Annotated in this window: 18 protein-coding genes; 5 read left to right on the plus strand and 13 right to left on the minus strand. The window is 70.6% G+C overall.

Going from position 1 to position 23929, the window contains the following annotated elements; translation table 11 throughout:
• Positions 1–65 precede the first annotated feature (65 nt).
• From mfd to ACFFIO_RS03775, 3 genes are all read left to right on the plus strand, one after another.
• On the plus strand, positions 66–3791 hold the full coding sequence (gene mfd, locus ACFFIO_RS03765; protein WP_378040261.1) for a transcription-repair coupling factor: 3726 nt from the start codon (positions 66–68) through the stop codon (positions 3789–3791).
• A gap of 167 nt (positions 3792–3958) precedes the next feature.
• A complete protein-coding gene (locus tag ACFFIO_RS03770) occupies positions 3959–4354 on the plus strand; it encodes a GntR family transcriptional regulator (RefSeq protein WP_378040262.1) in 396 nt (131 codons plus the stop codon).
• Between the two features lie 128 nt (positions 4355–4482).
• Complete coding sequence (locus ACFFIO_RS03775) at positions 4483–5622, plus strand: hypothetical protein (protein ID WP_378040263.1); 1140 nt, start codon at positions 4483–4485, stop codon at positions 5620–5622.
• A gap of 49 nt (positions 5623–5671) precedes the next feature.
• Here the strand turns inward: ACFFIO_RS03775 and ACFFIO_RS03780 are convergent, their stop codons facing one another.
• The 5 genes from ACFFIO_RS03780 to ACFFIO_RS03800 all read right to left on the minus strand — a co-directional run bounded on the left by ACFFIO_RS03780 (position 5672) and on the right by ACFFIO_RS03800 (position 10620).
• The gene (locus ACFFIO_RS03780; protein WP_378040264.1) at positions 5672–6661 is read right to left on the minus strand and encodes an acyltransferase family protein; all 990 of its coding nucleotides are present in this window, start codon (positions 6659–6661) and stop codon (positions 5672–5674) included.
• 76 nt (positions 6662–6737) lie between these two features.
• Complete coding sequence (locus tag ACFFIO_RS03785) at positions 6738–7010, minus strand: hypothetical protein (RefSeq protein ID WP_378040265.1); 273 nt, start codon at positions 7008–7010, stop codon at positions 6738–6740.
• Positions 7011–7073: 63 nt separating this feature from the next.
• On the minus strand, positions 7074–7778 hold the full coding sequence (deoC, locus tag ACFFIO_RS03790; protein ID WP_378040266.1) for a deoxyribose-phosphate aldolase: 705 nt from the start codon (positions 7776–7778) through the stop codon (positions 7074–7076).
• Positions 7779–7804: 26 nt separating this feature from the next.
• A complete protein-coding gene (locus ACFFIO_RS03795; protein ID WP_378040267.1) occupies positions 7805–9625 on the minus strand; it encodes a phospho-sugar mutase in 1821 nt (606 codons plus the stop codon).
• A 92-nt stretch (positions 9626–9717) separates the two neighbouring features.
• Positions 9718–10620 carry a purine-nucleoside phosphorylase gene (locus ACFFIO_RS03800; protein WP_378040268.1) on the minus strand — a complete coding sequence of 301 codons (903 nt, stop codon included), beginning with the start codon at positions 10618–10620 and terminating at the stop codon, positions 9718–9720.
• An 84-nt stretch (positions 10621–10704) separates the two neighbouring features.
• On the opposite strand from ACFFIO_RS03800, the gene ACFFIO_RS03805 reads away from it, so the two are divergent.
• On the plus strand, positions 10705–12117 hold the full coding sequence (locus tag ACFFIO_RS03805; protein WP_378040269.1) for an NAD(P)H-quinone dehydrogenase: 1413 nt from the start codon (positions 10705–10707) through the stop codon (positions 12115–12117).
• 110 nt (positions 12118–12227) lie between these two features.
• On the opposite strand, the gene ACFFIO_RS03810 is transcribed toward ACFFIO_RS03805, so the two are convergent.
• The 6 genes from ACFFIO_RS03810 to ACFFIO_RS03835 all read right to left on the minus strand — a co-directional run bounded on the left by ACFFIO_RS03810 (position 12228) and on the right by ACFFIO_RS03835 (position 20869).
• The gene (locus ACFFIO_RS03810; protein ID WP_378040270.1) at positions 12228–13172 is read right to left on the minus strand and encodes a zinc-binding dehydrogenase; all 945 of its coding nucleotides are present in this window, start codon (positions 13170–13172) and stop codon (positions 12228–12230) included.
• A 173-nt stretch (positions 13173–13345) separates the two neighbouring features.
• Positions 13346–14785, minus strand: a complete 1440-nt coding sequence (locus tag ACFFIO_RS03815) for an MFS transporter (RefSeq protein ID WP_378040271.1) — start codon at positions 14783–14785, stop codon at positions 13346–13348.
• A gap of 153 nt (positions 14786–14938) precedes the next feature.
• Positions 14939–16762 carry an acetyl/propionyl/methylcrotonyl-CoA carboxylase subunit alpha gene (locus ACFFIO_RS03820; protein WP_378040272.1) on the minus strand — a complete coding sequence of 608 codons (1824 nt, stop codon included), beginning with the start codon at positions 16760–16762 and terminating at the stop codon, positions 14939–14941.
• A gap of 193 nt (positions 16763–16955) precedes the next feature.
• Entirely contained in the window at positions 16956–18224 is a 1269-nt protein-coding gene (locus ACFFIO_RS03825) for an MFS transporter (protein ID WP_378040273.1), read from the minus strand.
• 183 nt (positions 18225–18407) lie between these two features.
• Complete coding sequence (locus tag ACFFIO_RS03830; protein WP_378040274.1) at positions 18408–19148, minus strand: Maf family protein; 741 nt, start codon at positions 19146–19148, stop codon at positions 18408–18410.
• Entirely contained in the window at positions 19145–20869 is a 1725-nt protein-coding gene (locus ACFFIO_RS03835; RefSeq protein WP_378040275.1) for a DUF885 domain-containing protein, read from the minus strand. The genes ACFFIO_RS03830 and ACFFIO_RS03835 overlap by 4 nt, the downstream gene beginning before the upstream one ends.
• Before the next feature lie 167 nt (positions 20870–21036).
• Between ACFFIO_RS03835 and ACFFIO_RS03840 the strand changes: the two genes are divergently transcribed.
• Positions 21037–21801, plus strand: a complete 765-nt coding sequence (locus ACFFIO_RS03840) for a VldE C-terminal domain-containing protein (RefSeq protein WP_378040276.1) — start codon at positions 21037–21039, stop codon at positions 21799–21801.
• A gap of 102 nt (positions 21802–21903) precedes the next feature.
• Here ACFFIO_RS03840 and ACFFIO_RS03845 read toward each other — a convergent pair whose 3' ends face one another.
• On the minus strand, positions 21904–22188 hold the full coding sequence (locus ACFFIO_RS03845) for an acyl-CoA carboxylase subunit epsilon (RefSeq protein WP_378040277.1): 285 nt from the start codon (positions 22186–22188) through the stop codon (positions 21904–21906).
• 41 nt (positions 22189–22229) lie between these two features.
• Positions 22230–23816 carry an acyl-CoA carboxylase subunit beta gene (locus ACFFIO_RS03850; RefSeq protein ID WP_236557783.1) on the minus strand — a complete coding sequence of 529 codons (1587 nt, stop codon included), beginning with the start codon at positions 23814–23816 and terminating at the stop codon, positions 22230–22232.
• Positions 23817–23929: the final 113 nt, after the last annotated feature.

The following is a 23929-nucleotide window of genomic DNA, read 5'->3' on the forward strand; positions in this document are numbered from 1 at the left end:
TCCGGTGTCTCCGCCTGCGGCGGACACCACGCCCGAGCCTATATCGACCAACTATGCTGGGATGAATGACCACTCCCCACCCTCTGGCAGGGATGTTCCCCGCCCTGCTGCAGGACCAGGCCATCGCTGCGGCCTCCATCTCCGCTGCCCGCACCGGTGCCGACCGCACCGAGGACCTGGAGATCAGCCTTCCCGACGGCGCCCGGCCGCCCCTGGTGGCCCTGCTCGCCGGCGCTGCGGCCGGGATCGCCGGAGCCGAGGCCCCCGGCCTGTCCCGCCCCGCCGCCGTCCTGCTCGTCACCGCCACCTCCCGGGAGTCCGAGGACCTCGCCGCCGACCTGGCCGGCTGGATGGCCCCGGACACCGTGGCCCACTTCCCGTCCTGGGAGACCCTGCCGCACGAGCGGCTGTCCCCCCGTTCGGACACGGTCGGCACCCGGTTGGCGGTGCTGCGCCGGCTGGCCCACCCCGGGGAGGATGGCCGTGCGCCGCTGGCCGTGGTCACCGCCCCGGTCCGCTCCGTGCTGCAGCCCATGGTCACCGGTCTCGGCGACCTGGAGCCGGTGCGGATCTCCGTGGGGGAGGACCACGACTTCGACGGGGTGGTCCAGGCCCTCGCGGACGCCGCCTACTCCCGGGTGGACATGGTCTCCCGCCGCGGCGAGTACGCGGTGCGCGGCGGCCTGCTGGACGTCTTCCCGCCCACCGAGTCCCACCCCCTGCGCATCGAGTTCTTCGGGGACGAGGTGGAGCAGCTGCGCTACTTCTCCGTGGCGGACCAGCGCTCCCTGGAGGACACCAGCGGGGACGGCACCGGCCACCCCACCACCCTGTACGCCCCGCCCTGCCGCGAGCTGCTGCTGACGGACGCGGTCCGGCGCCGGGCCAAGGAACTCATGCCGCAGCTTCCCGGCGCCGTGGACATGCTCGAGCGGATCTCCGAGGGCATGGCCGTGGAGGGCATGGAGTCCCTCGCGCCGATCCTGGCCGAGGGCATGGTCCCGCTGGTGGACCTGCTGCCTGAGGGCTCCCTGACTGTGCTGGTGGAGCCGGAGAAGATTCGTCACCGCGCCGATGACCTGCTGAGCACCAACGAGGAGTTCCTCCAGGCCGCCTGGGCCACCGCCGCGATGGGCGGGGTCGCCCCCGTGGACATCGGCTCCGGGGCGGCGGGGCCGGGCTCCGGGCCGGGAGGCCAGGCGGACGCCGGCGGCTTCGCCACGCTTGCCGAGACCCGCACCGCGGCCCTGCACCGCTTTCAGGGGTGGTGGCAGCTCACCAGCCTCGGCACGGATGTCGAGCTGCTGCCGGATGCCTCCGCCCTGCGCACCTCCCTGGCCGAGCCACGGGGCTTCGCCGGGGACGTGGAGGCCATGACCCGGCACGTGGCCGAGCGCTGCCAGGACGGCTGGCAGGCCGTCGTCGCCACGGACGGTCCGGGCCCGGCCCGCCGTCTGGCGGAACTGTTCGGTGAGGCCGGCCTGGCCGCCGTCGTGGTGGATGCCGTGCCCTCCGAGCGGCAACCGGGGCAGGTGACCATCACCACCGCCGTCGCCGGTTCCGGTTTCGCCCTGCCCGTGGCCAAGGTGGCGCTGCTGACCGAGCAGGACCTGTTCGGCCGCAACCGGGCGGCCGGAGCCCGGGGCGGCACCAAGACGCTGGCGCGCAAGCGCCGCAACGCCGTGGACCCGCTGACGCTGACCGAGGGCGACTACGTGGTGCACACCCAGCACGGCATCGCCCGGTTCGTGGAGCTGCAGCGCCGCAAGGTCGCCTCCGGGACGGTGGGTGCCGGTGGTGCGGGCGCGGGCGCCAGTGCGGGCGGGAGCGCCGACTCCTACCGCGAGTACCTGGTGCTGGAGTATGCGCCGTCCAAGCGCGGGGCACCGGGGGACCGGCTGTTCGTCCCGACGGACCAGCTGGATCAGGTCAGCCGGTACGTGGGCGGGGAGGCGCCGAGCCTGTCCAAGATGGGCGGCTCCGACTGGGCGTCCACGAAGTCCAAGGCGAAGAAGGCGACGAAGCAGATCGCCGGCGAGCTGATCCGCCTGTACTCGGCGCGCATGGCCTCCCGCGGGCACACGTTCGCCCCGGACACCCCGTGGCAGCGCGAGCTGGAGGAGTCCTTCCCGTTCATCGAGACCCCGGACCAGCTGACCACCATCAACGAGGTCAAGAAGGACATGGAATCGACCGTGCCCATGGACCGGCTGATCTCCGGCGACGTCGGCTTCGGCAAGACCGAGGTCGCCATCCGGGCCGCCTTCAAGGCCGTCCAGGACGGCAAGCAGGTGGCCGTGCTGGTCCCGACCACGCTGCTGGCGCGCCAGCACCATGAGACCTTCACCGAGCGCTTTGCGGGCTTCCCCGTGAAGGTCAAGCCGCTGTCCCGGTTCCAGAACGCCAAGGACTCGAAGGAGACGCTGGACGGGATGGCGGAGGGCACCGTGGACGTGGTCATCGGCACCCACCGGCTGCTGTCCAAGGAGATCCAGTTCAAGGATCTCGGCCTGGTGATCGTGGACGAGGAGCAGCGCTTCGGCGTGGAGCACAAGGAGGTGCTCAAGACCATGCGCACCAACGTGGACGTGCTCTCCATGTCTGCCACGCCCATCCCGCGCACCCTGGAGATGTCCCTGACCGGCATCCGTGAGACCTCCACCCTGGCCACGGCCCCGGAGGAGCGTCACCCGGTGCTGACCTACGTGGGCCCGAAGACCAATCAGCAGATCACCGCCGCCATCCGCCGCGAGCTGATGCGTGAGGGCCAGGTCTTCTTCGTGCACAACCGGGTGTCCTCGATCGACAAGGTGGCCGGGGAGATCCGGGAGCTCATCCCGGAGGCCCGCGTGGTGGTGGCCCACGGCAAGATGGGCGAGACCCGGCTGGAGCGGGTCATGGAGGACTTCTGGGAGCGGAAGTTCGACGTGCTCGTGTCCACCACGATCATCGAGACCGGGCTGGACATCGCCAACGCGAACACCCTGATCATCGACCGTGCCGACGCCTACGGGCTGTCCCAGCTGCACCAGCTGCGCGGACGCGTGGGCCGCGGCCGGGACCGTGCCTACGCGTACTTCCTGTACGACCCGGAGAAGTCGCTCAACGAGACGGCCCTGGAACGGCTCAAGGCGGTGGCCGCGCACAACGAGCTCGGCTCCGGCATGCAGCTGGCCATGAAGGACCTGGAGATCCGCGGCGCCGGCAATCTGCTCGGCGGGGAGCAGTCCGGGCACATCGCCGGAGTCGGCTTCGACCTCTACCTGCGGATGGTCGGGGAGGCCGTGGCGGACTTCAAGGGCGGGGAGGACACCACGCCGGCCGAGGTCAAGGTGGAGCTGCCCATCAACGCGCACCTGCCGCACGACTACGTGCCGGGGGAGCGGCTGCGCCTGGAGGCCTACCGCAACCTGGCCCAGGCCAACGACGACGCCGCCGTGGACGCCGTGGTGGAGGAGCTCAAGGACCGCTACGGGGACCTGCCGGGCGCCGCCGAGAACCTGGTGGCGGTGGCCCGATTCCGCAACGCCGCCCGCGCCGCCGGCGTCACCGAGGTCATGCTGATGGGCCAGAACGTGAAGTTCGGCCCGGCGGACCTGCCGGAGTCCCGCCAGATGCGGCTCCAGCGCATGTACAAGGGTGCCGCCGTCAAGCCGGCCCTGAACGCCGTGATGATCCCGCGGCCGAAGACGGCGCCGGTGGGCGGCAAGGACCTGACGGACCTGCCCCTGCTGGACTGGGCCGCCCAGGTCCTCAAGGCGATCTTCCTGCCGGACGCTCCGGCCTCCTGAGCCTGACCTGCACCCACCAGACTGGCGCGGGCAACCCGGCCAGCCCGTGGGACTTCCGCCCTCGAGCTGCCTCGATGCCCTTGACACCAACGCGATCGGCTGTTTGTATTGATCCACTGGTACAAGCGGGGCTGCCCTGTTCGGTACCGACGAAGGGACGGTCGGCCATGGCGAAGCTCTCAGAGGCCATCGGTGCTGGTGCGGTGACGGTGGACCCAGCCAGCCCGATAGGACCGGCGGAGCAGGTCCGTGGCCAGCTCACTGCGTTGATCCAGAGTGGAGAGCTGGCCGCGGACACCAGGTTGCCGCCGGTGCGCCAGCTCGCGGGGGACCTGCGCCTGGCGGTCGGCACGGTAGCCAAGGCCTACAAGGAACTGGAAGCGGCCGATTTGGTCCGGACCGGCCGAGCGGCCGGGACGCGAGTGAATCCCGGCCGGGGACTGGCCGAACCGGCGATGGCGGAGGCACTGGCCTTCGCCAGAGCTGCCCACGCAACTGGGTTGACCCTCGAGCAGGCCCAGGGGTTGCTGGCTGTGGGGTGGCGTCAGCGCGTGGACCTCTAGTCGTAGTGCGAGATCTTCGCCATCACCTGCCGGCGTCCGCGCGCCAGGTGGCGGAGGGCCTTCCGGCAACGGGGTGGCAGCTGCGGATGACGGGCCGGGACCGGCCCTGGCACCAGGTGGACCGACTCATGGAAATATCGACCAGCACACTGTTCGGACTGATCGCCGTACTACTCTTCATGGCGGGCCTGACCTGGGTGGTGATGCGCGCCATGCCGCGCACCCGGGGGAAATTGCGAACGGAGACCGCGCGTCTCGATGCGGCCGGTCGCCAATCGGCCGCGACCCTGCTTCAGGGCTGGAGCTCGGCCGGTCGCCGAGCGCTGGCCGCCGGGCTCGCCGTATTCCTGGCGTGCAGGCTAGCTTCGACGCTTTGGACCAATGCAGTCATCAATGCTGTGCTCCAGGACCCACTGACCACAGTCAGCAGCCACTACGACGACGCGGCGCCCTGGACGCTGGGACTACTGGCCCCGGTACTGGCGGCACTGGTGGCCCTGGGTGTGCTGGCCTGGAGCGTATACCGGCGTCGAACCACCGACACTGCGACGGGTACGGCCACTTCCGCGGAGTTGCGACCGCGCGGGGCTCTCAGTTTCGGCCCGCGCTGGGCGTTGGCCATCCCCGCGCTGACCGCCGTCGTGCTCTGTACTTGGCTGGTGGTGACCGGGTTGTTCTCCTCCCGGGACGCTCGCGGCCGGTTCACCCAGCTGGCCGTAGAACGCCACATCGCAGCCGACGACCCTGCACTCGGTTACGTGGGCCCGCTGACCACTCAGACGGTGACTGCCAACTTCCCGGGATGGTTCGTTGCCGTACCGGCCATCACCGCGACCCTGGCGCTGCTGGCGCTCACGGTCCTGGTGCTGCACCGCCTGGCCCAGAATCCACGGCCCACCGATGCGCGGCTGTTCGGGGTGGATGACCTAGCCAGGACGCTGAAGGCAAAACTCGTGGCCACTCTGGCCGGTGCCGGTTTGGTGGCCACCCTGGGGACGGTGGCAACCGGGACGGGTGGGGCCCTGGCCACCCTGGCCGGGGACATGCGCATGGGGGCCGAGGGGGTGGAGTTCTTCTACCACGAGGCCATGCTCAGCGGTTACTGGATCTATCTCGCTGGGGTGCTGCTGGGCTTGCTCGCCCTGCTCCTGCTAGTGGTGGCCTTCGGCTCTGTACTGGAACTGGCCGCGGCCCGACGTGCCGCGAACGCGGCCGCGCCAGAACACGGCACAACAGATCGCAACCCCGAGGGCGTGCTCCCAACATAGGGCCGGCCGACATGGTGGGCCTCCCAGGGGGATCCCTCAGCAGTCAAAGTCAGCCGGCCGCCGCGCGCTCCCGCCGCCGGGCCCGCCACTGCACCCACCAGAGGGGCGCGGGCACCCCGGACAGCCAGGGGGACAGCGGCGTCGCGTTGATGGCCAGGCCCACGGCCCAGCTGATGAGCACGGTCAGGACGAACTTGGCGCCGTCGTCCAGGATGCCCACGTCCACGAGGGTCTGCAGCAGCCAGCCGTGGAAGAGCACCACCACGGTGCCGGTCCGCACGAGGGCGTTGACGGGCCGGGCGGCGCCGGCCACAAGCCGGTTCACCACGGTGCTGAAGACCAGCACGAAGCCGGCCGCCGTCATCGCGCCCACCACGGGGGTGAGCAGGAACTGGCCGAAGCCGGAGAACTTGATGTTCAGGGGTTCCACGCCCAGCGTCACCGCGAGGAGCCCGACGGCGATGAGCACGGCCCCGATCAACGCGCGGTTCCGCTTGATCCGGGGTTGCAGCTCGTAGCGGAACAACTCCCCGGCAAGGACGAAGAACAGGCAGGGCAGGGCCAGACCGAGCCCGAACGGAGTGCGGCCGAGCAGGCTGTCCGGGAGCATGGACAGGGCCAGGCCGAGCACGGCGACCCCCCACGTCACGAGCACGGGAAACCGTTCGAGGATGCGCCGCAGCAGGGTCACGAAGAACAGCACGGAGATGAACCAGAAGGCCCACCACGGCGGGGTCTGATCGGAGCCCCCGTACCAGCCGTTGGCCATCAGCGGCCAGAACTCCTCCGGGGTGTCCCGGGTCCAGGCCCAGGCGGCCAGGCTCATGATCACGGCCCAGATCAGGTACGGCACCGCCAGGGTCCGCCACCGGGCCTGGAGCTCGTAGACGAAGGGCCGGCCGCGAGTCCAGAAGTAGCCGGTGAGGAAGAAGAACAGCGGCATCCGCCAGATCTCCAGGTATTCGCCGCCGACCAGGCGGGACCCGTAGGAGTGGCCCGCCACCACGGCCACGATGGAGACGATACGCAGAACGTCCACGCCGGTGTTCCGGCGTGGACGTTGCGTCGGCAGCGGTGCTGCGGGGGTCTGTGCTAGAGGGATACGGCCCTCCGGGTCAGTGGCTCGCGTGGTGGGCGTTCGGATCCTCCACGTGGATGGCCTCGTGGTCCACCGAGTTGCTCCGGCCGAGCAACTGCTGCGGGATGAGGTAGGCCAGCACGGCCAGGACCATGGCGATGCCGCCCGGGATCCAGACGTCCTCGAGGGACCACCAGCCCATGGCGTAGATGGAGCCGGCGAAAAGCAGGAAGCACACCACGGTCATCAGCAGGTTGCCCCAGAAATGGCCCTCTCCCGAGTGGTTCTTCGGCTTGCCGTTAACGATCACAATGTCTCCTCATGCGGTGGCGTGGACCGGCGGCGTCGCCGGGTGCCGATGGTGCGATAAAAACTAGCTTGCCTTCAGGATAGCAAGGGCGGAGCTGGCTCCGATCCGGGTTGCGCCGGCCTCGATCATGGCAAGGGCGTCCTCGCGGCTGCGGACGCCGCCGGAGGCCTTGACCCCGAGCTCCGGGCCGACCACGCGGCGCATCAGGGCCACGTCCTCGACGGTGGCGCCGCCGGTGGAGAACCCGGTGGAGGTCTTGACGAAGTCCGCGCCGGCCTCAACGGAGGCGCTGCAGGCCAGTTCCTTGGCGGCATCGTCCAGCAGGCTCGTCTCGATGATGACCTTGAGGATCGCGCCACCGTCATGGGCGGCCTGGGCCACGGCGCCGATGTCCGCGACCAGCGCTGCGCGGTCCCCGGCGAGGGCGGCGGCGATGTCGATGACCATGTCCACCTCGTCAGCGCCGTGGGCGACGGCGTCGGCGGTCTCGCCGACCTTGGCGGCGGTGGTGGTGGCGCCCAGGGGGAAGCCGATCACGGTGCAGGTCAGCACGCCGGACCCGGCCAGCGCCTCGGTGACGGTGGGCACCCACACGGGGTTGACGCACACGCTCTTCACCTGCGCCTCGGACGCCTCGGCGCAGACCGCCAGGATGTCCTCCCGGGATGCCTGCGGCTTGAGCAGGGTGTGGTCGATGTACTGGGCGAGCTCCGAGGTGGTGGGCTCGGCGGAACCGGTGGACGCGGTGGATTCAGGGCCGTTCTGCATGGGTTCCAGCCTACCGTGGCGGTCCGTCACGGCTGCCCCAGGGCCGCGCCGATGGAGGCGGAGAGCTCGGCGAGGGCGGTGGACGCCTCGGCCCGCACCCGCGGCAGCTGCGTGGCCGCCTGCACGGGGCGGACCACCTCCAGGTAGCACTTGAGCTTGGGCTCGGTGCCGGACGGACGCACCACCACGCGGGAATCGTCCGCGGTGGTGTACATCAGGGCGTCGGTGCCCGGCAGGTCCCGGTAGCCCTGAGTGAGGTCCACGGTCTCGATGACGTCCTGGCCGGCGAGGGTGACCGGCGGCTCCAGGCGCAATCGGGTCATCATGGCGTCCAGCAGGGCCAGGTCCGCCACGCGCACCGAGAGCTGCCCGGTGGCGACCACCCCGAAGTGCAGGGCGATCTCATCCAGCGCATCCAGCAGGGTCCTGCCCTGGTCCGCGAGCTCGGCGGCCAGCTCAGCCGCCACCAGGGCGGCCGTCATGCCGTCCTTGTCCCGCACCATCTCCGGCGCCACGCAATAGCCGAGCGCCTCCTCGTAGCCGAAGCCCAGGCCGGGCACCCGCGCGATCCACTTGAACCCGGTCAGGGTGGTCTCGTGCGGCACGTCCCGTTCCGCGGCCACCCGGGCGAGCAGACGGGAGGACACCACGGAATTCCCGACGACGGCGCCCGCCGGCCGCAGCCCGGCCATCAGGTGGCTGCCCAGCAGCACACCGACCTCGTCCCCGGAGAGCATGCGCCAGCCGGCCGCAGCGCCGCCCGCGCCGGCTCCAGCGGCCGGGTCCGGCACCGCGAGGGCCAGCCGGTCGGCGTCGGGGTCATTGGCGATGACCAGGTCCGCGCCGCGGTCCCGGGCCGCGGCCAGGGCGAGGTCCATGGCGCCGGGCTCCTCCGGGTTGGGGAACGCGACGGTGGGGAAGGCGGCGTCCGGCTCCGCCTGCTCGGGGACCGTGTACGGCCGCTCGAAGCCGGCGTCCTCGAACAGGTCCGGCAGCACGGCCCCGCCGACCCCGTGCAGGGGCGTGTAGACCACGTTGAGCCGGCGGTGGCCGGTGCGCTCGGGGTCCAGGACCCGGCAGGCCGCCAGCCGGTAGGACGCCGCGATGCCACGGTCCGCCACCGTCCAGCCGTCGGCGGCCAGCGGGATGGAGTCCACCGGGGCGTCGTGGTCGATGCAGCCGGCGATGTCCTGGTCGCTGGGCGCGGTGATCTGGGCGCCGCGGCCGGCCCCGTCCGTCATCCGGCCGCCCAGGTACACCTTGTAGCCGTTGTCGGCGGGCGGGTTGTGGCTGGCGGTGACCATCACGCCGGCATCGGCGTCCAGATGTCGCACGGCGAAGGCCAGCACCGGCGTCGGGAGCTCGGAGGGCAGCAGGATCGTCTCCAGTCCGGCCGCGGCGAACACGGCGGCGGAGTCCAGGGCGAACGTCTTCGAGCCGCGGCGGGCGTCATACCCCACCACGACGCGCGGGGGCCGGGATTCGTGACCGGCCGGGGTACTCGCCGTGGCATCCACAGCAGGATCCGCTGAGGCATCTGCAGACTGCCCGGGGGCCATCGCGGCGAGACACTGGAGCAGGTAGGTCGCGAGTCCGGCCGCGGTCCGGCGCACCACCACCCGGTTCATGCGGCCCGGGCCGGGACCCTCCTCGGCCCGCAGCCCGGCCGTGCCGAACTCCAACGGGCCGGCGAAGCGGGAGGCGAGGGACGCGACCGCCGCGCCGTCCCCGGCCTGCGCCGCGGCGATCTCGGCCTCGAGGACCGCGCGGTCGCCGTCGTCGGGGTCCTGGCGGGCCCATTCCACGGCGGCGGCGATCAGGGCGGGATCGATGTCAACAGCGGTCACGGGAAAGTCCTCGGGTTTCAGATCAGTTATCAGGTGCGTCAGGTGTGTCAGGTTGTTCGGCTGGAGCGGGCGGGCCAGGTGGCCCAGGCGCCTCAGAGGCGGTCGATGATGCCGGCCAGCAGGGCGGAGATGCGTGGTCCGGCGGCCTGCCCGGCCTCCACGACCTCGGCGTGACTGAGGGGCTCGCCGCTGAAGCCGGCCGCGGCGTTGGTGACCAGGGACATGCCGAACACCTCGAGGCCGGCGTGGCGGGCGGCGATGGCGTCCAGGGCGGTGGACATGCCCACCAGGTCGCCGCCGATCGCCTTGGCGTAGCGCACCTCGGCCGGGGTCTCGTACTGGGGTCCGGAGAACTGCACATAGACCCCCTCGGGCAGGGACGAGTCCACCTCGCGGGCGATCTCGCGGATCCGGGGGGAGTAGAGGTCGGTGAGGTCCACGAAGTTGGCCCCGACCAGCGGGGTGGCGCCCGTGAGGTTGATGTGGTCGGCCACCAGCACCGGGGTGCCCGGGGCCCACTCCGGTACGAGGGAGCCGCAGCCGTTGGTCAGGACCACGATCTCGGCCCCGGCGGCGGCCGCGGTGCGCACGGTGTGGGCCACGGCGCCGGCGTCGCGGTGTTCGTAGTAGTGCGTGCGGGAGCCGAAGATCAGGGCGTGCCCGGCGCCGGCGCCGTCCTCACTCCCGTTACCGTTCAGGCGTACGGAGCGCACGGTCGGGTTGTGCCCCGGCACCGAGGGGGCGGCGAAGCCGGGCAGCTCGGCGGTGGGGATGGTGTGGGTTGTCTCGCCGATCAGCTCGGCGGCGCCGCCCCAGCCGGACCCCAGCACCACGGCGATGCGGTGCCGGGCCACGCCCGTCACCTGGGCGAGGGCGGCGGCGGCACGCCGGGCCTCGGAGAACCCCGGATGGTCGCCCTGCAGCGGCGAGTGGCCGGACGGGTCGTCGAAGCTGGGGGCGGTGGAGGAGCCGGTGGAGGCGGATGCGTCAGTCACGACCGTCAGCCTAGTGGGAAGCGGCGGAATCAGCCTGCGGTTCGGCCGATCGGCATTCGGCGTGATGCCGCGGGGTGGGACACAATGGTGTCTGTGACTTCCACCCCCATGTACTCGCGTCCCCGTCCCTCCCTCACCATCATCGGCGGCGGCCCCGGCGGCTATGAGTCGGCCATGGTGGCCGCCAAGCTCGGGGCGCAGGTGACCGTCGTCGAGTCCAAGGGCATGGGCGGATCCGCCGTGCTGACGGACGTGGTCCCCTCCAAGACCCTCATCGCCACGGCCGACTCGATGCGCCGCGCCGGGCGGGCCCCCGCGCTGGGCGTGGCGCTGGGTGAGGATCCGGCGAGGGCGGACATGACCGTGGTCAACCGGCGGTTGCTGAACCTGGCCTCCGAGCAGTCCCGGGACATTCGCCGGGCCCTGGAGCGCTCGGGCGTGCGCATCGTCATCGGCAGGGGCCGGCTGACCGGGCCCACCACGGTGGAGGTGGTCACCGAGGACGGCACCGAGACGATTGAGTCCGAGAACATCCTCCTGGCCACCGGCGCCAGTCCGCGCGAACTGCCGACCGCCATGCCGGACGGGGAGCGGATCTTCAACTGGACCCAGGTCTACTCGCTGACGGAGGTGCCTGAGCACCTGATCGTGGTGGGCTCCGGCGTCACCGGCGCGGAGTTCGCCTCGGCCTACAACCAGCTCGGTGCCAAGGTCTCCCTGGTGTCCTCGCGGGACCGTGTGCTGCCGGGGGAGGACCCGGACGCCGCCGCCGTGCTGGAGGACGCCTTCGTGGAGGACGGCGTCAACGTGGTCGGCAAGACCCGCGCTGAGTCCGTGGAGCGCACCGCCACCGGGGTGCGCGTGCACCTCTCCGGTGGCCGCATGCTGGAGGGCAGCCACTGCCTCCTGGCCGTCGGCGGGATCCCCAACACCGCCGATCTCGGGCTGGAGGCGGCCGGCGTCCGGCTGACCGACTCCGGCCACATCGCCGTGGACGGAGTCTCCCGCACCACGGTGCCCGGCATCTATGCCGCCGGCGACTGCACCGGGGTCTTCGCCCTCGCCTCCGTGGCCGCCATGCAGGGGCGCGTTGCCGTGGCGCACCTGATGGGGGACGCGGTCAAGCCGTTCCAGCCACACCTGGTGTCCTCGAACATCTTCACCTCCCCGGAGATCGCCACCGTCGGCGTGACGGAGGAGCAGGTGGCCTCCGGCAAGTACCAGGCGGACATCCTCAAGCTCGATCTGAGCACCAATCCCCGGGCCAAGATGCAGAACGTGACCCACGGCTTCGTGAAGATCTTCGCCCGCAAGGGTTCTGGCACCGTGATCGGCGGCGTGGTGGTGGCCCCGCGCGCCTCCGAGCTGATCTACCCGATCGCGCTGGCGGTGAGCCACAAGCTGCACGTGGACGATCTGGCCAACACCTACACGGTCTACCCCTCGATCTCCGGGTCGATCTCCGAGGCGGCCCGCCGCCTCCACGTCCACCTCTGACCGCTCACCCTCACAGCGGAGAACAGAAGCCGGAACGACGCCGGCCCGGCACCCCGGTGCGATTCCTCGCGGGGGTGCCGGGCCGGCGTCGTGGTGCGCTGGCGGAGGGCTCAGCGGTCGTAGCGGGCGACCAGCCGCCCTACGACCCCGCCCTTGGCCAGTCGATCGAGCCCCTCGGGGATGTCGTCGAAGCCGATGTCCGCCGAGGTGATCGTGAGATCCCCGTCGGCGATCATCTTCAGCACCGCGTCCAGGTGCTCGCGCTTACCCAGGGTCGTGGACCCCTGGAGCGTGATGGCCCGGGTGATGAAGTCGAAGGACGGGAAGTCGAACTCGAGCTTGCCCATGCCGACCAGGACGACCTTGCCGCCGAACTTCACGGCGTCCAGGGCCTTCACGGTGGTCTCCCCGAAGCCGGCGAAGTCGATGACCACGTCCAGGTCCTCACCGGCCAGCTCACTGACGTCCTTGACCACGCGGGAGACGCCGCGATCCCTGGCCTCCTGCCAGGCCTCCTCGCGAGGTTCGATGCCGATGACCTCGGCCCCCTGCACCACCGCGATGCGGGCACCGGTCATGCCCAAGCCGCCCAGGCCCAGGATGCCGACGCGCATGCCCTTCTCGACCCCGCCGTGGACGACCACGCCGGAGTAGGAGGTCACCCCGGCGTCGGTGGCTGCCGAGGCCTGGGACCACTCGACGCCGGCCGGCTTGTGCACGAGCATCTCGACGTTGCCGATCACGTACTCTCCGTAGCCGCCGTCGCGGGAGACGCCCGGGGCGTCCGTGGCCTTGACGGCCTGGGCCACCTCGTCCCCGACCTTGAACTCGGTGACGCCCTCGCCGACCTCCTCGACGATTCCGGAGACCTCGTGGCCGAGCACGATCGGCAGGTCGACGATGATCGGGATGACGCCTTCCCGGTAGCCGACGTCGCTGTGGCACAGCCCAGCGGCCACCACCTTGATCAACACCTCACCCGGCCCCGGCTTCGGCTTCTCGCGCTCTTCGAACCGCAGGTCGGCGTCGACCTTGTCCATCACCCAGGTTTTCACAGTTGCTCCTTCGTCGTATGTGGTGTCTCCGGTCTACCACGTCCCGTCCGGGTGGTGGTCTGCGCTCCTGCGGACGACGCCGGCCCGGCACCCCGGTGCGATTCCTCGCGGGGGTGCCGGGCCGGCGTCGTACGTTCCGACCGGCGTGGCCGGTCAGTTCAGGTCAGCTCAAGTCAGGGCAGCGTGACCGTCTCTGCCTCGGTGTCCAGGGACTTCGTCTTGGTCTCCGGGGCGATGATCAGGGCGATCAGTGTGAGGACGGAGGCGAAGGACAGGTAGTAGCCGACGTGGGCCACGGAGAAGTTCAGCACGAGCCACTGGGCCACGAACGGGGTCAGGGCGGCGCCGAGGATCGAGGACACGTTGTAGGCGATGCCCGAGCCGGTGTACCGGGTGTTGGTGGGGAACAGCTCGGGCAGCACGGCGGACATGGGGCCGAAGGTCAGGCCCATGAGCGCCATGCCGACGATCAGGAAGATCATCATCTGCGTGGTGTTCAGCTCGGTGCCCTGGCCGATCGAGCCGGCGCTGAGCCACCAGCCGAAAGTCAGGCCGAAGAGGATCAGCAGGATGGTGATCACGATCAGGGTGGGCTTGCGGCCGAACTTGTCCGCCAGCCAGCCGGCCACGGGCACGAAGGCGGCGAAGAACAGGATCCCGATCAGCTGCAGTACGAGGAAGTCCGCGTAGGGCACGCCCAGGCCGCTGGCCTCGGGGGAGCTGATGGAGTAGGAGAGGATCCACGTGGTCATCAGGTAGAAGAGCACATAGGTGGCCAGCATGATGAAGGTGCCCAGGATGAGCTCCTTCCAGTTCTTCCGGAAGACCTCGCCCAGGGGAGCCTTGACGCGCTCGTCATTGTCCACCGCGCGCTGGAAGACCGGGGTCTCCTGCAGGCGCAGGCGGACGTAGAGGCCCAGGACCACCATGATCACGGACAGCAGGAACGGCAGCCGCCACACCCACGTGAGGAAAGCGCCGTCCATGTCCGGGTTGGTGGAGTCGTGGTTGAAGCTCAGGGTCAGGATCAGGAAGAGGCCGTTGGCCAGCAGGAATCCGATGGGGGCGCCGAGCTGGGGCCACATCGCCGCCCAGGCGCGCTTGCCCTTGGCCGCGGTCTCGGTGGCCAGCAAGGCGGCACCGGACCACTCGCCGCCGAGTCCGAGGCCCTGGCAGAAGCGCAGGATGGTCAGCAGGGCCGGAGCCCACAGGCCGATCTGGAAGTACGTCGGCAGCAGGCCGATGAGGAACGTGGCGATGCCCATGGTGAGCAGGGAGCCGATCAGGGTGGCCTTGCGGCCGATGCGGTCACCGAAGTGGCCGAACACCACCGAGCCGATGGGCCGGGCCACGAAGGCCGCGCCGAAGGTGGCCATCGAGGCCAGCAGGGCCGCGCCCTCGTCACCGGCAGCGAAGAAGATCAGCGGGAAGACCGAGACCGCCGCCGTGGCGTAGACGTAGAAGTCGTAGAACTCGATCGTGGTGCCCATCAGGGACGCCAGCACCACGCGGGACCGGGGGACGCCCAGCTCCTTGGTGCCATCGTCCTTGACATGGACCGCGCCGGCCCCGGGATCCGGGGTTGAGCTGTCTTGGGACAGGTCAGTGGACATGGTTGCTCCTCATGCAATGCAACGTCAGTGGTGTGCCGGCTCTGGGCCGGTGCGAAATGCGACCCGACGACTCTACGCGCGGGCGCCACCATGCGGACATCAAGTCCACATGGTGAGACGGTCTTGCTTGCAGGAGGAGCGGTCCTGGGAGTCCTAGTCCGCGATGGCGGCGATCGATGCGCCCGCGGTGACCGTGGCGCCCACCTCGGCGCTGAGCTCGGTGATGGTCCCGGACTTGTGCGCGGTCAGGGGCTGCTCCATCTTCATCGCCTCGAGCACCACGATCAGGTCGCCTTCGGCCACGGCATCCCCGACGCCGGCCGCGACCTTGACGATCGTGCCCTGCATCGGTGAGGTCAGGGTGTCCCCGTTGGCTCCGGTGGCGGTGGCTCCCCGGGTGCCGCGGGACTTGCGGCGGCGGGAGCCGGCCTTGGCACCGGTGGCCACGGTGGAGATGGCCCCCAGGATGGCGGGCAGGGTGACCTCGACCCGCTTGCCGTTGACCTCCACGGTCACGGAGCGGCGGTCTTCGTGCTCCTCCTCCGCGTCTCCGGGGGCCCCAGGGGCGCCGGCGAACGGGGCGATGGTGTTCTCGAAGCCGGTCTCGATCCACCGGGTGTGCACGGTGAACGGGGCTCCGACCGCCGGTGCGAAGGCCGGGTCCGAGACCACGGCACGGTGGAACGGCAGGACGGTGGGCATGCCGGCGACCTGCATCTCGGCCAGGGCGCGGCGGGAGCGTTGCAGGGCCTGCTCGCGGGTGGCGCCGGTGACGATCAACTTCGCGACCATGGAGTCGAAGGCGCCGGTGATGGTCTCGCCCTCCTCCACGCCGGTGTCCACGCGGACGCCCGGGCCGGAGGGCAGCCGGAAGCGGGTCAGGGTGCCGGGGGAGGGCATGAAGTTCTTGCCGGCGTCCTCGCCGTTGATGCGGAACTCGAAGGAGTGGCCACGCACCGCCGGATCGCCGTAGCCCAGTTCCTCACCGCGGGCGATGCGGAACTGCTCGCGCACCAGGTCCAGGCCGGTGACCTCCTCGGAGACGGGGTGCTCCACCTGCAGGCGGGTGTTGACCTCGAGGAAGGAGATGGTGCCGTCCGTGCCCACGAGGAACTCGCAGGTGCCCGCGCCCACGTAGCCGGCCTCCACCAGCAGTGCCTTGGAGGATTCGTACAGTCGCTGCTGCTGCTCGGCCGTCAGGAAGGGCGCCGGGGCCTCTTCGACGAGCTTCTGGTTGCGGCGCTGCAGGGAGCAGTCGCGGGTGGACACCACCACCACGTTCCCCGCGGCATCGGCCAGGCACTGGGTCTCCACGTGACGCGGGGCGTCCAGGAAGCGCTCCACGAAGCACTCGCCGCGGCCGAAGGCGGCGGTGGCCTCCCGCACCGCGGAATCGAACATCTCGGGGATGTCCTCACGGCTGCGGACCACCTTGATGCCGCGGCCGCCGCCACCGTGGGCAGCCTTGATGGCCAGGGGGAGACCGTGCGTGTCGGCGAAGGCGAGGACCTCGTCCGCGTTCGCCACCGGGTCGGCGGTGCCGGGCACCAGCGGCGCGCCGACCTTCTGGGCCAGGTGGCGTGCGGAGACCTTGTCCCCCAGCTGCTCGATGGCGCCGGCCGGAGGGCCGATCCACACCAGTCCGGCAGTCTCGACCGCGCGGGCGAAGTCGGCGTTCTCGGACAGGAAGCCGTAGCCGGGGTGGACGGCATCGGCGCCGGAGGACTGGGCGGCGGCGAGGATCTTGTCCACCACGAGGTAGGAGTCAGCGGCGGAGGCCCCGCCCAGCGCAATGGCGTCATCCGCCATGCGCACGTGCAGGGATTCGCGGTCCGGCTCCGCGTAGACGGCCACGGCGGTGAGTCCCTCGTCATGTGCCGCGCGGATGATGCGGACGGCAATCTCCCCGCGGTTGGCCACGAGCACCCGCGAGAACGGGCGGGCTGCGGTGGTGGCGGTCGGCGTCGGCTGGGACATCGGGGCGGGACTCCTTCATAAGCGTCGGCGCAGGGGATCTGCGAGGGGGCCGGACCCGACCTGATGCCGGGGCATGATGCCGGGGCAGCCCACCTGCCGAGCCTAGACGTGGCGGTGGGTTTCCTACAGGATCCGGGGCGTTTTCCCCGCGTCACGCGGGATCGATTGTAGGAATCCCACAATCGTCCTCCTGCTACTGCCCAGGCGACGGCGCGGCCCCGGTGCGAGCGCGCCGGTGCGTGATCACGGCCAGGATCATGACGGCCAGGCCCACCACGGTCAGGCCGGTGCCGAGCAGTGCCGGCGAGCGGTACCCGAGCCCGGCGTCCACCACCACGGCACCGAGGAAGGCGCCCAGGGCGTTGGCGAAGTTGAACGCAGCGTGGTTCATGGCCGCGCTGACCGAGGGGGCATCGCCGCTGTCGCGCAGCAGTCGCACCTGCAGGGCGGTGGTGAAGAGGGACCCGGCGACTCCCAGCAGCAGCACGCAGGCAATGGCGACGGCGGGGACGTGCGCCAGGGCGGCGAACGCCAACAGGACCAGCCCCAGGCTGGTGACGCCGAGCAGGGCGGATTTCTCGATGGAACGGTCCACGAGCGGGCCGGCGATGAGCGAGCCGAGGGTCATGCCGACGCCATAGCAGACGAGCACCCAGGGGACGGCGGACTCGGACAACCCGGTGAGGTCGGTCATCGTCGGAGAGATGAACGTGTAGACCGCGAACATCCCGCCGAAGCCGATGGAACCGGCCACGAGCGTGAGGATGACCTGGGGGCGTTTGAGTGTGCGGAGCTCCCCGCGGATGGAGGGGGCAAGCCCCGGCTTGCTGCGAGGTACGAGGGCGAACACGGCCACGAGCGTGAGCAACCCGATCAGGGCGACCATTCCGTAGGCGGTCCGCCAGCCGAACTGGGCGCCCAGGGCGGCCGCCGCGGGCACACCCACGATGTTGGCCACGGTCAGCCCGAGCATGACCCTCGCCATGGCGGTGGCCCGGCGTTGCGGGGAGACCAGGGTGGAGGCGACCGCGGCGCCGATGCCGAGGAAGGCCCCGTGGGGCAACCCGGTGATGAAGCGGGAGACCAGCATCCACGGCAGCGACGGTGCCAGAGTACTGCCGACACTGCCAATGACGAACAGGGCTGCCAGACCCAGCAGCAGGCGCCGGCGTTCCATCCGGGCGGTCAGGGCGGCGATGAGCGGAGCGCCGATGACCACCCCGATCGCGTAGAGGGACACCGCGTGGCTCGCCTCGGTGATCGTGGCGCCGAAGCCCTCGGCGATGTACGGCAGCAGGCCCATGGTGGCGAACTCGGCTGTGCCGATGCCGAACGCGCCGATCGCCAGGGCGAAGATGGCCAGCCGGGCGGTCCTCGCGGGAACCGGTGGCTGCACGGAGCGCTCGGACGCCGTCAGGCCGGACGCGGCGGCGGTCGCCTCGGTGGTCTGGGTGGGTGCCATGGGAGTTCTCCTGGTGGACGGCGGCGGAACACTCCGCACGGGCCTCTCCACGCTAACGCCGCGGCCTCGGACGCCTCACCCGAAAAGTGCCTGCGGCCGTGTGAGAACAGGCACACTGCCAGCGGGCACACCGCCGGCAGGCACAGTTGTGGCAGACACACCGCCGGCTCAGGCACTCCCGGCTCAGGCGCCGCCGGCCTCCCACAGGGACGCCAGGGAGACCCCGAACTCCGCCAGCAGCGTCCGCAGGGTGGAGACGGACAGGCCGATCACGGCGTTCGGGTCCCCCTCCACCGCGGTGACGAAGGCTGCTCCGCGGCCGTCGATCGTGAAGGCCCCGGCGCACTGCAGGGGCTCGCCGGTGGCCACGTACGCGGCGATCTCCTCCTCGTCGACGTCGGCGAACCTCACCACGGCGCTCGACAGCGCTCCGGTGGCCGGCGGCGCGAGCGGCGTCTCGACGGCACGGCTGGTCAGGTCCCGGTTGTCCACGACCCAGTGGCCGGTGTGCAGCTCACCTGTACGGCCGGACTGCATCCGCCACCGCTCCAGGGCGACCTCGGGTTCCCAGGGCTTGCCGTAGGCCACGCCGTCCAGCTCGAACACCGAATCGCAGCCGATCACCAGGGCGCCCGACGCCTCGGGGTGCCCCGCGACGTCCTCGGCCTTGGCCCGGGCGAGCAGTTGGGCGGTCTCGGCCGGACTGGCCAACGGATGGGCTGCGGCGATCGCGTCCTCGTCCACGTCCGAGACCACCACGGTGAACGGAAGGCCGGCGGCCTCGAGGATCCGGGCCCGGGCCGGCGAGGCCGAGGCCAGCACCAGCCGCGGTACCGGTGCGCCGCCGTCGTGCTCCTGACGTTCAGTGGCCTCAGGTCCGGGCGCCGGAGCGGCGCTCAGCTCAGCGCCCGAACCGCCGCTCATGCCATCGCCTTGCGCAGGGTGTCCAGCCCCATGGAACCCAGGCGCAGGGCCCGGGTGTGGAAGGCCTTGAGGTCGAACTCGCGGCCCTGGGCTGCAGCGCGGTCGGCCTGTTCGGCACGGATCTGCTCCCAGATGCGCTGGCCGACCTTGTAGGACGGTGCCTGCCCCGGCCAGCCGAGGTACCGGATGAATTCGAACCGGATCTGTCCGGGGGAGTCGTTGAGGTGCTTCGTCAGGAACGCGAACCCCTGCTCGGGGGTCCACACGCCGCCGCCCTCGGACGCCGGGGCCTCGAAGCCGCAGTGCACGCCGATGTCGAACACCACCCGGGCCGCACGCATCCGCTGGGCGTCCAGCATGCCGAGGTGGTCGCCCGGATCCGTGAGGAAACCGAACTCGTCCATGAGCTTCTCGGCGTACAGGGCCCAGCCCTCGCCGTGCCCCGAGGTCCAGAGCCCATTGCGCCGCCAGTCGTTCAGCTCGTCCTGGGCCAGCATGGCCGTGCCGATCTGCAGATGGTGACCCGGCACGCCCTCGTGGTAGACGGTGGTGGTCTCCTGCCACGTGGTGAAGGAGTCCTCCCCGGCGGGCACGGACCACCACATGCGGCCGGGCCGCGAGAAGTCGTCCGAGGGGCCCGTGTAGTAGACGCCGCCTTCCTGCGTGGGGGCGATCATGCACTCGACCCGGTCCATCGGGGCGGGGATCTCGAAGTAGCGGGTCATCTCCTGCAGTGCGGTGTCGGTGACGCCCTGCATCCAGTCCCGCAGCGCCGCGGTGCCCTGCAGCCGGCGGGCCGGGTCCGCGTCCAGGATCGCGCGGGCCTCGTCGATGGTGGCACCCGGCTGGATCCGTTCGGCGTCGGCCTGCTGGGCCTCGATGATCCGCGCGAGCTCCTCCTGCCCCCACGCGTACGTCTCCTCCAGATCGATCTGGGCACCCAGGAACTCCTGCGAGTACAGCTCGTAGAGGTCCCGCCCGACGGCGTCCCGTTCCGGCGCGCTGTCCCGCACCTCCTCCTTCAGGACGTCCGCCAGCTCCTGGTAGGCGGTCCCGGCCTTGCTCGCCTGGGCCTCCAGCTCGGTGAGCAGGGCGGAGGGCACGACGCCGGCCGCGGACGCGCGCTCGACCAGCCCCGGGAAGAAGCCCCCGGCGGCGGAGTGGGCCTCGGCCTGCTCGATGACGATGTCGACCTGGCGCTGGGCGGCGACCTGTCCGGCGTCGCGCGATGCCCGCAGGGATTCGGCGTATCCCGCCAGGGCATCGGGCAGGTTGGCCAGCCGGCCGGCGATCTGGGCCCAGTCCTGCTCGGTCTCCATGGGCATCAGGTCCAGGATGTTGCGGATCTCCTGGGCCGGGGAGGCCAGGTTGTTCAGCTCGGTGCGGCCGGTGGCGTGGATCCGGCGTTCCAGCCCCACCCGCTCGTGCAGCGCGGCGGCGGTGACCTGGTCCACGTCGTCGGCGGGAGTGAGGCGGTCGAGGTCCTCGAGCAGGACCCGGTTCAGCTCGTCCTGGGCGGACGCTCCGGCGGGGGAGTAGTCCGAGTACTCGGTCTCGTGGCCGGGGTGGCCCAGCGCGGTGGCCTCCTCGGGGTGCAGGGCGAGGGTGTCGGCGAAGTAGCGGTTGGCCAGCGCGTCGATCGAGGAGAGCTGGCGGGGCCGGCCGTTCTGACCGGGCTGGTTCTGCTGGTGCGGCGGGGTGTGGCCGGTGGGTTCGCTCATGCCAGCACCCTAACCGCTTCCGACGTGATGGTCTCGACGTCGCCGGGCCTCCTACACCGCGACGCGGGGGCGTAGCGTTGACGGTAGAGCTTGCTGAGACACCCGGCGAAACAGTCCCGGACGTGGTGTGTGACGGCTCTCGACGCCACTAGGAGAACACCCCCGCCATGACCGAGCAGACGCAGGAGCGCCGTCGCCCGAACCGAGCGCCGCTCCCGGGCCTCGTCCTCTTCGTGGTGATCGCGGGGTCATTGGTCCTCATCGGGGCCGGCCTGTTCAGTGGCCAGCTTTCGCGGGGCGATCTACTGCCATGGAACGGGGAGTGCACGGTGAGTACCGCGGACGGGGAGGTCGGACTCGACCGCGAGGAGGCGAAGCTGGCCACCACGGCCGTGGCGCTCTCGGCGCGGGGGATGGCCGCCCCGGATACCTCAGGCCTCGACCCGTCGGTCGTGCGGCGTCTGGCCGAGGGGCCACCCGAGGATGCCGGTGCAAGTCTGAGCTGCCGCGGGTCGGTGCGTGAAGACGTTCCGGAGCAGCAGCCGGCCGCCACCGGTTTGACGCCACGCGCGGAGCTTGTCAGGGAGTCGATGACCGACGTGTTCGGTGAGCAGAGCCTGGGCGGGTTCGCGCCGGGCGGCGTGGATCAGGGGCATCAGGAAGGGTCCACCCACTACGAGGGCCGGGCCATCGACATCTTCTTCCGCCCGGTGTCCGAGGAGAACCGGAGGGATGGATGGTTGCTGGCCCACTGGCTGGTCGCCCATGCCGAAGACCTGGACATCCAGTACGTCATCTTCGATGACCAGGTCTGGAGCGCCCGCAGCTCACGCGGGCAGTGGCAGGACTACCGTGCCTCTGACCCGGGCAATGAGATCCTGCGCCACCTCGACCACGTGCACGTGGACGTGGTGCGCGGCGGGACCGACTGAAGACTCGGTCGAACGAACCTCGTCCCACACCGATCCTGCCGCGCCACACGGATGATCACTGTCGTTCGGCAGGATGGCTGGGGCTGGGGCTGGAGGCGAGGGTCAGCGCTGTCCGGCGGCGTGCTTCCAGGAGCCGGAACCGGGACGGGCCCACAGCCCGAGGCGGCGCCGGCGGTCCAGGGTGCGGTCCCGGTCGGTGCGTCCGGCACCCTCACGCCGGTGCTGTTCGGCCTGAGCGGCCACGGCGTGGATGACCGCCGTCAGGGCGGCCGTCTCCTCGGCATCGAGGTTGCCCTTGACGAGCAGGGCCGGCTCCGCTGCCTGATTGGTCTCAGAGGTGGGGTGCTGCGTGTCCATCATGGCCTCCCGGGTCGTGTCCGTCTCCATGGTCTGTAGGGTCTCTGCCTGGTCCAAGGTGTCCCGGCCGCTCACAGGGGGATGTTCCCGTGCTTCTTGGCGGGCCGCGATTCGCGTTTGTGGAAGGTGGCCCGCAGGCCCCGCACGATCTGGGTCCGGGTCTCGGCCGGCGTGATGACGGCGTCCACGTAACCGCGGTCGGCCGCCTGGTAGGGGTTGAGCAGTTCGGCCTCGTAGCCTTCGATGATCTCCTGGCGCTTGGCCTCCACATCACCCCCGGACTCCTCGACGGCCTTGAGGTCCCGGCGGTAGAGGATGTTGACCGCTCCCTGGGCTCCCATCACGCCGATCTGGGCGGTCGGCCACGCGAGGTTGAGGTCCGCGCCGAGCTTCTTGGACCCCATGACGATGTAGGCACCGCCGTAGGCCTTGCGGGTGATGACGGTCAGCTTCGGGACGGTGGCCTCGGCGTAGGCGTAGATGAGCTTGGCGCCGCGGCGGATGATCCCGGAGAACTCCTGGTCCGTGCCGGGCAGGAACCCGGGGACGTCCACGAGCGTGATGATCGGGATGTTGAAGGCATCGCAGAACCGGACGAAGCGGGCGGCCTTCTCCGAGGCGTTGATGTCCAGGGTGCCGGCGAACTGCATCGGCTGGTTGGCCACGATTCCCACGGAATGCCCCTCGACCCGGCCGAGTCCGCAGATCACGTTGGGCGCATAGAGCTCCTGGACCTGCAGGAAGTGGGCGTCGTCCACCACGTGCTCGATCACGGTGAGCATGTCATAGGGCTGGTTCGCCGAATCGGGGATCAGCGTGTCCAGCTCGAGGTCTTCCGCGGTGACCTCCAGCTCCTCCTCGAAGGGCTCCACCGGCCCCTCGGCCAGGTTGTTGGAGGGGAGGAACTCAAGCAGCTCGCGCACGTACTCGAGAGCGTCCTCCTCGTTGGCGGCCAGGTAGGCGGCGGTTCCCGTGGAGGCGTTGTGCTGGCGGGCGCCACCGAGCGTCTCCATGTCCACGTCCTCGCCCGTGACGGTCTTGATCACGTCCGGGCCGGTGATGAACATGTGCGAGGTCTTGTCCACCATGATGATGAAGTCGGTCAGGGCGGGGGAGTAGGCGGCGCCGCCGGCCGAGGGGCCCATGATGAGGGTGATCTGCGGGATCACACCGGAGGACATGACGTTGTTGCGGAAGATGTCCGCGAACATTGCCAAGGAGGCGACGCCCTCCTGGATCCGTGCCCCGCCGCCGTCATTGATCCCGATGACCGGGCAGCCGTTCCGGGCGGCGAACTCCTGGACCTTGACGATCTTCTCGCCGTTGACCTGGCTCAGGGAGCCGCCGTAGACCGTGAAGTCCTGGGAGTACACGGCCACCATGCGGCCGTCGATGGTGCCGTAGCCGGACACCAGCCCGTCACCGATGGGCTTCTTCCGGTCCATGCCGAAGGCGGTGGTGCGGTGTACCGCGAGGGCATCGAACTCGATGAACGATCCGGGATCCAGCAACAGCTCGACGCGTTCGCGGGCGGTGTGCTTGCCCCGGTCATGCTGCTTGTCCACGGCGGCCTGGCCGGACGGCAGGGCGGCCTCGGCCCGGCGGCGCTCCAGGTCCTGCAGTTTGCCGGCCGTGGTGGTCAGATCCGGTTCGGTCACAGGTCCTCCGTCGGTTGGAACTTTCATACAAGCGGTGCGGCGGTGGTTTCGGGGAAGGCCCCGTGAACATCACGGCCAGGGCCCAGTCTAGTGACGCGCGGACCGCTACCTCT

Source organism: Citricoccus parietis (assembly GCF_042433045.1).
Classification (GTDB): Bacteria; Actinomycetota; Actinomycetes; order Actinomycetales; family Micrococcaceae; genus Citricoccus; species Citricoccus parietis.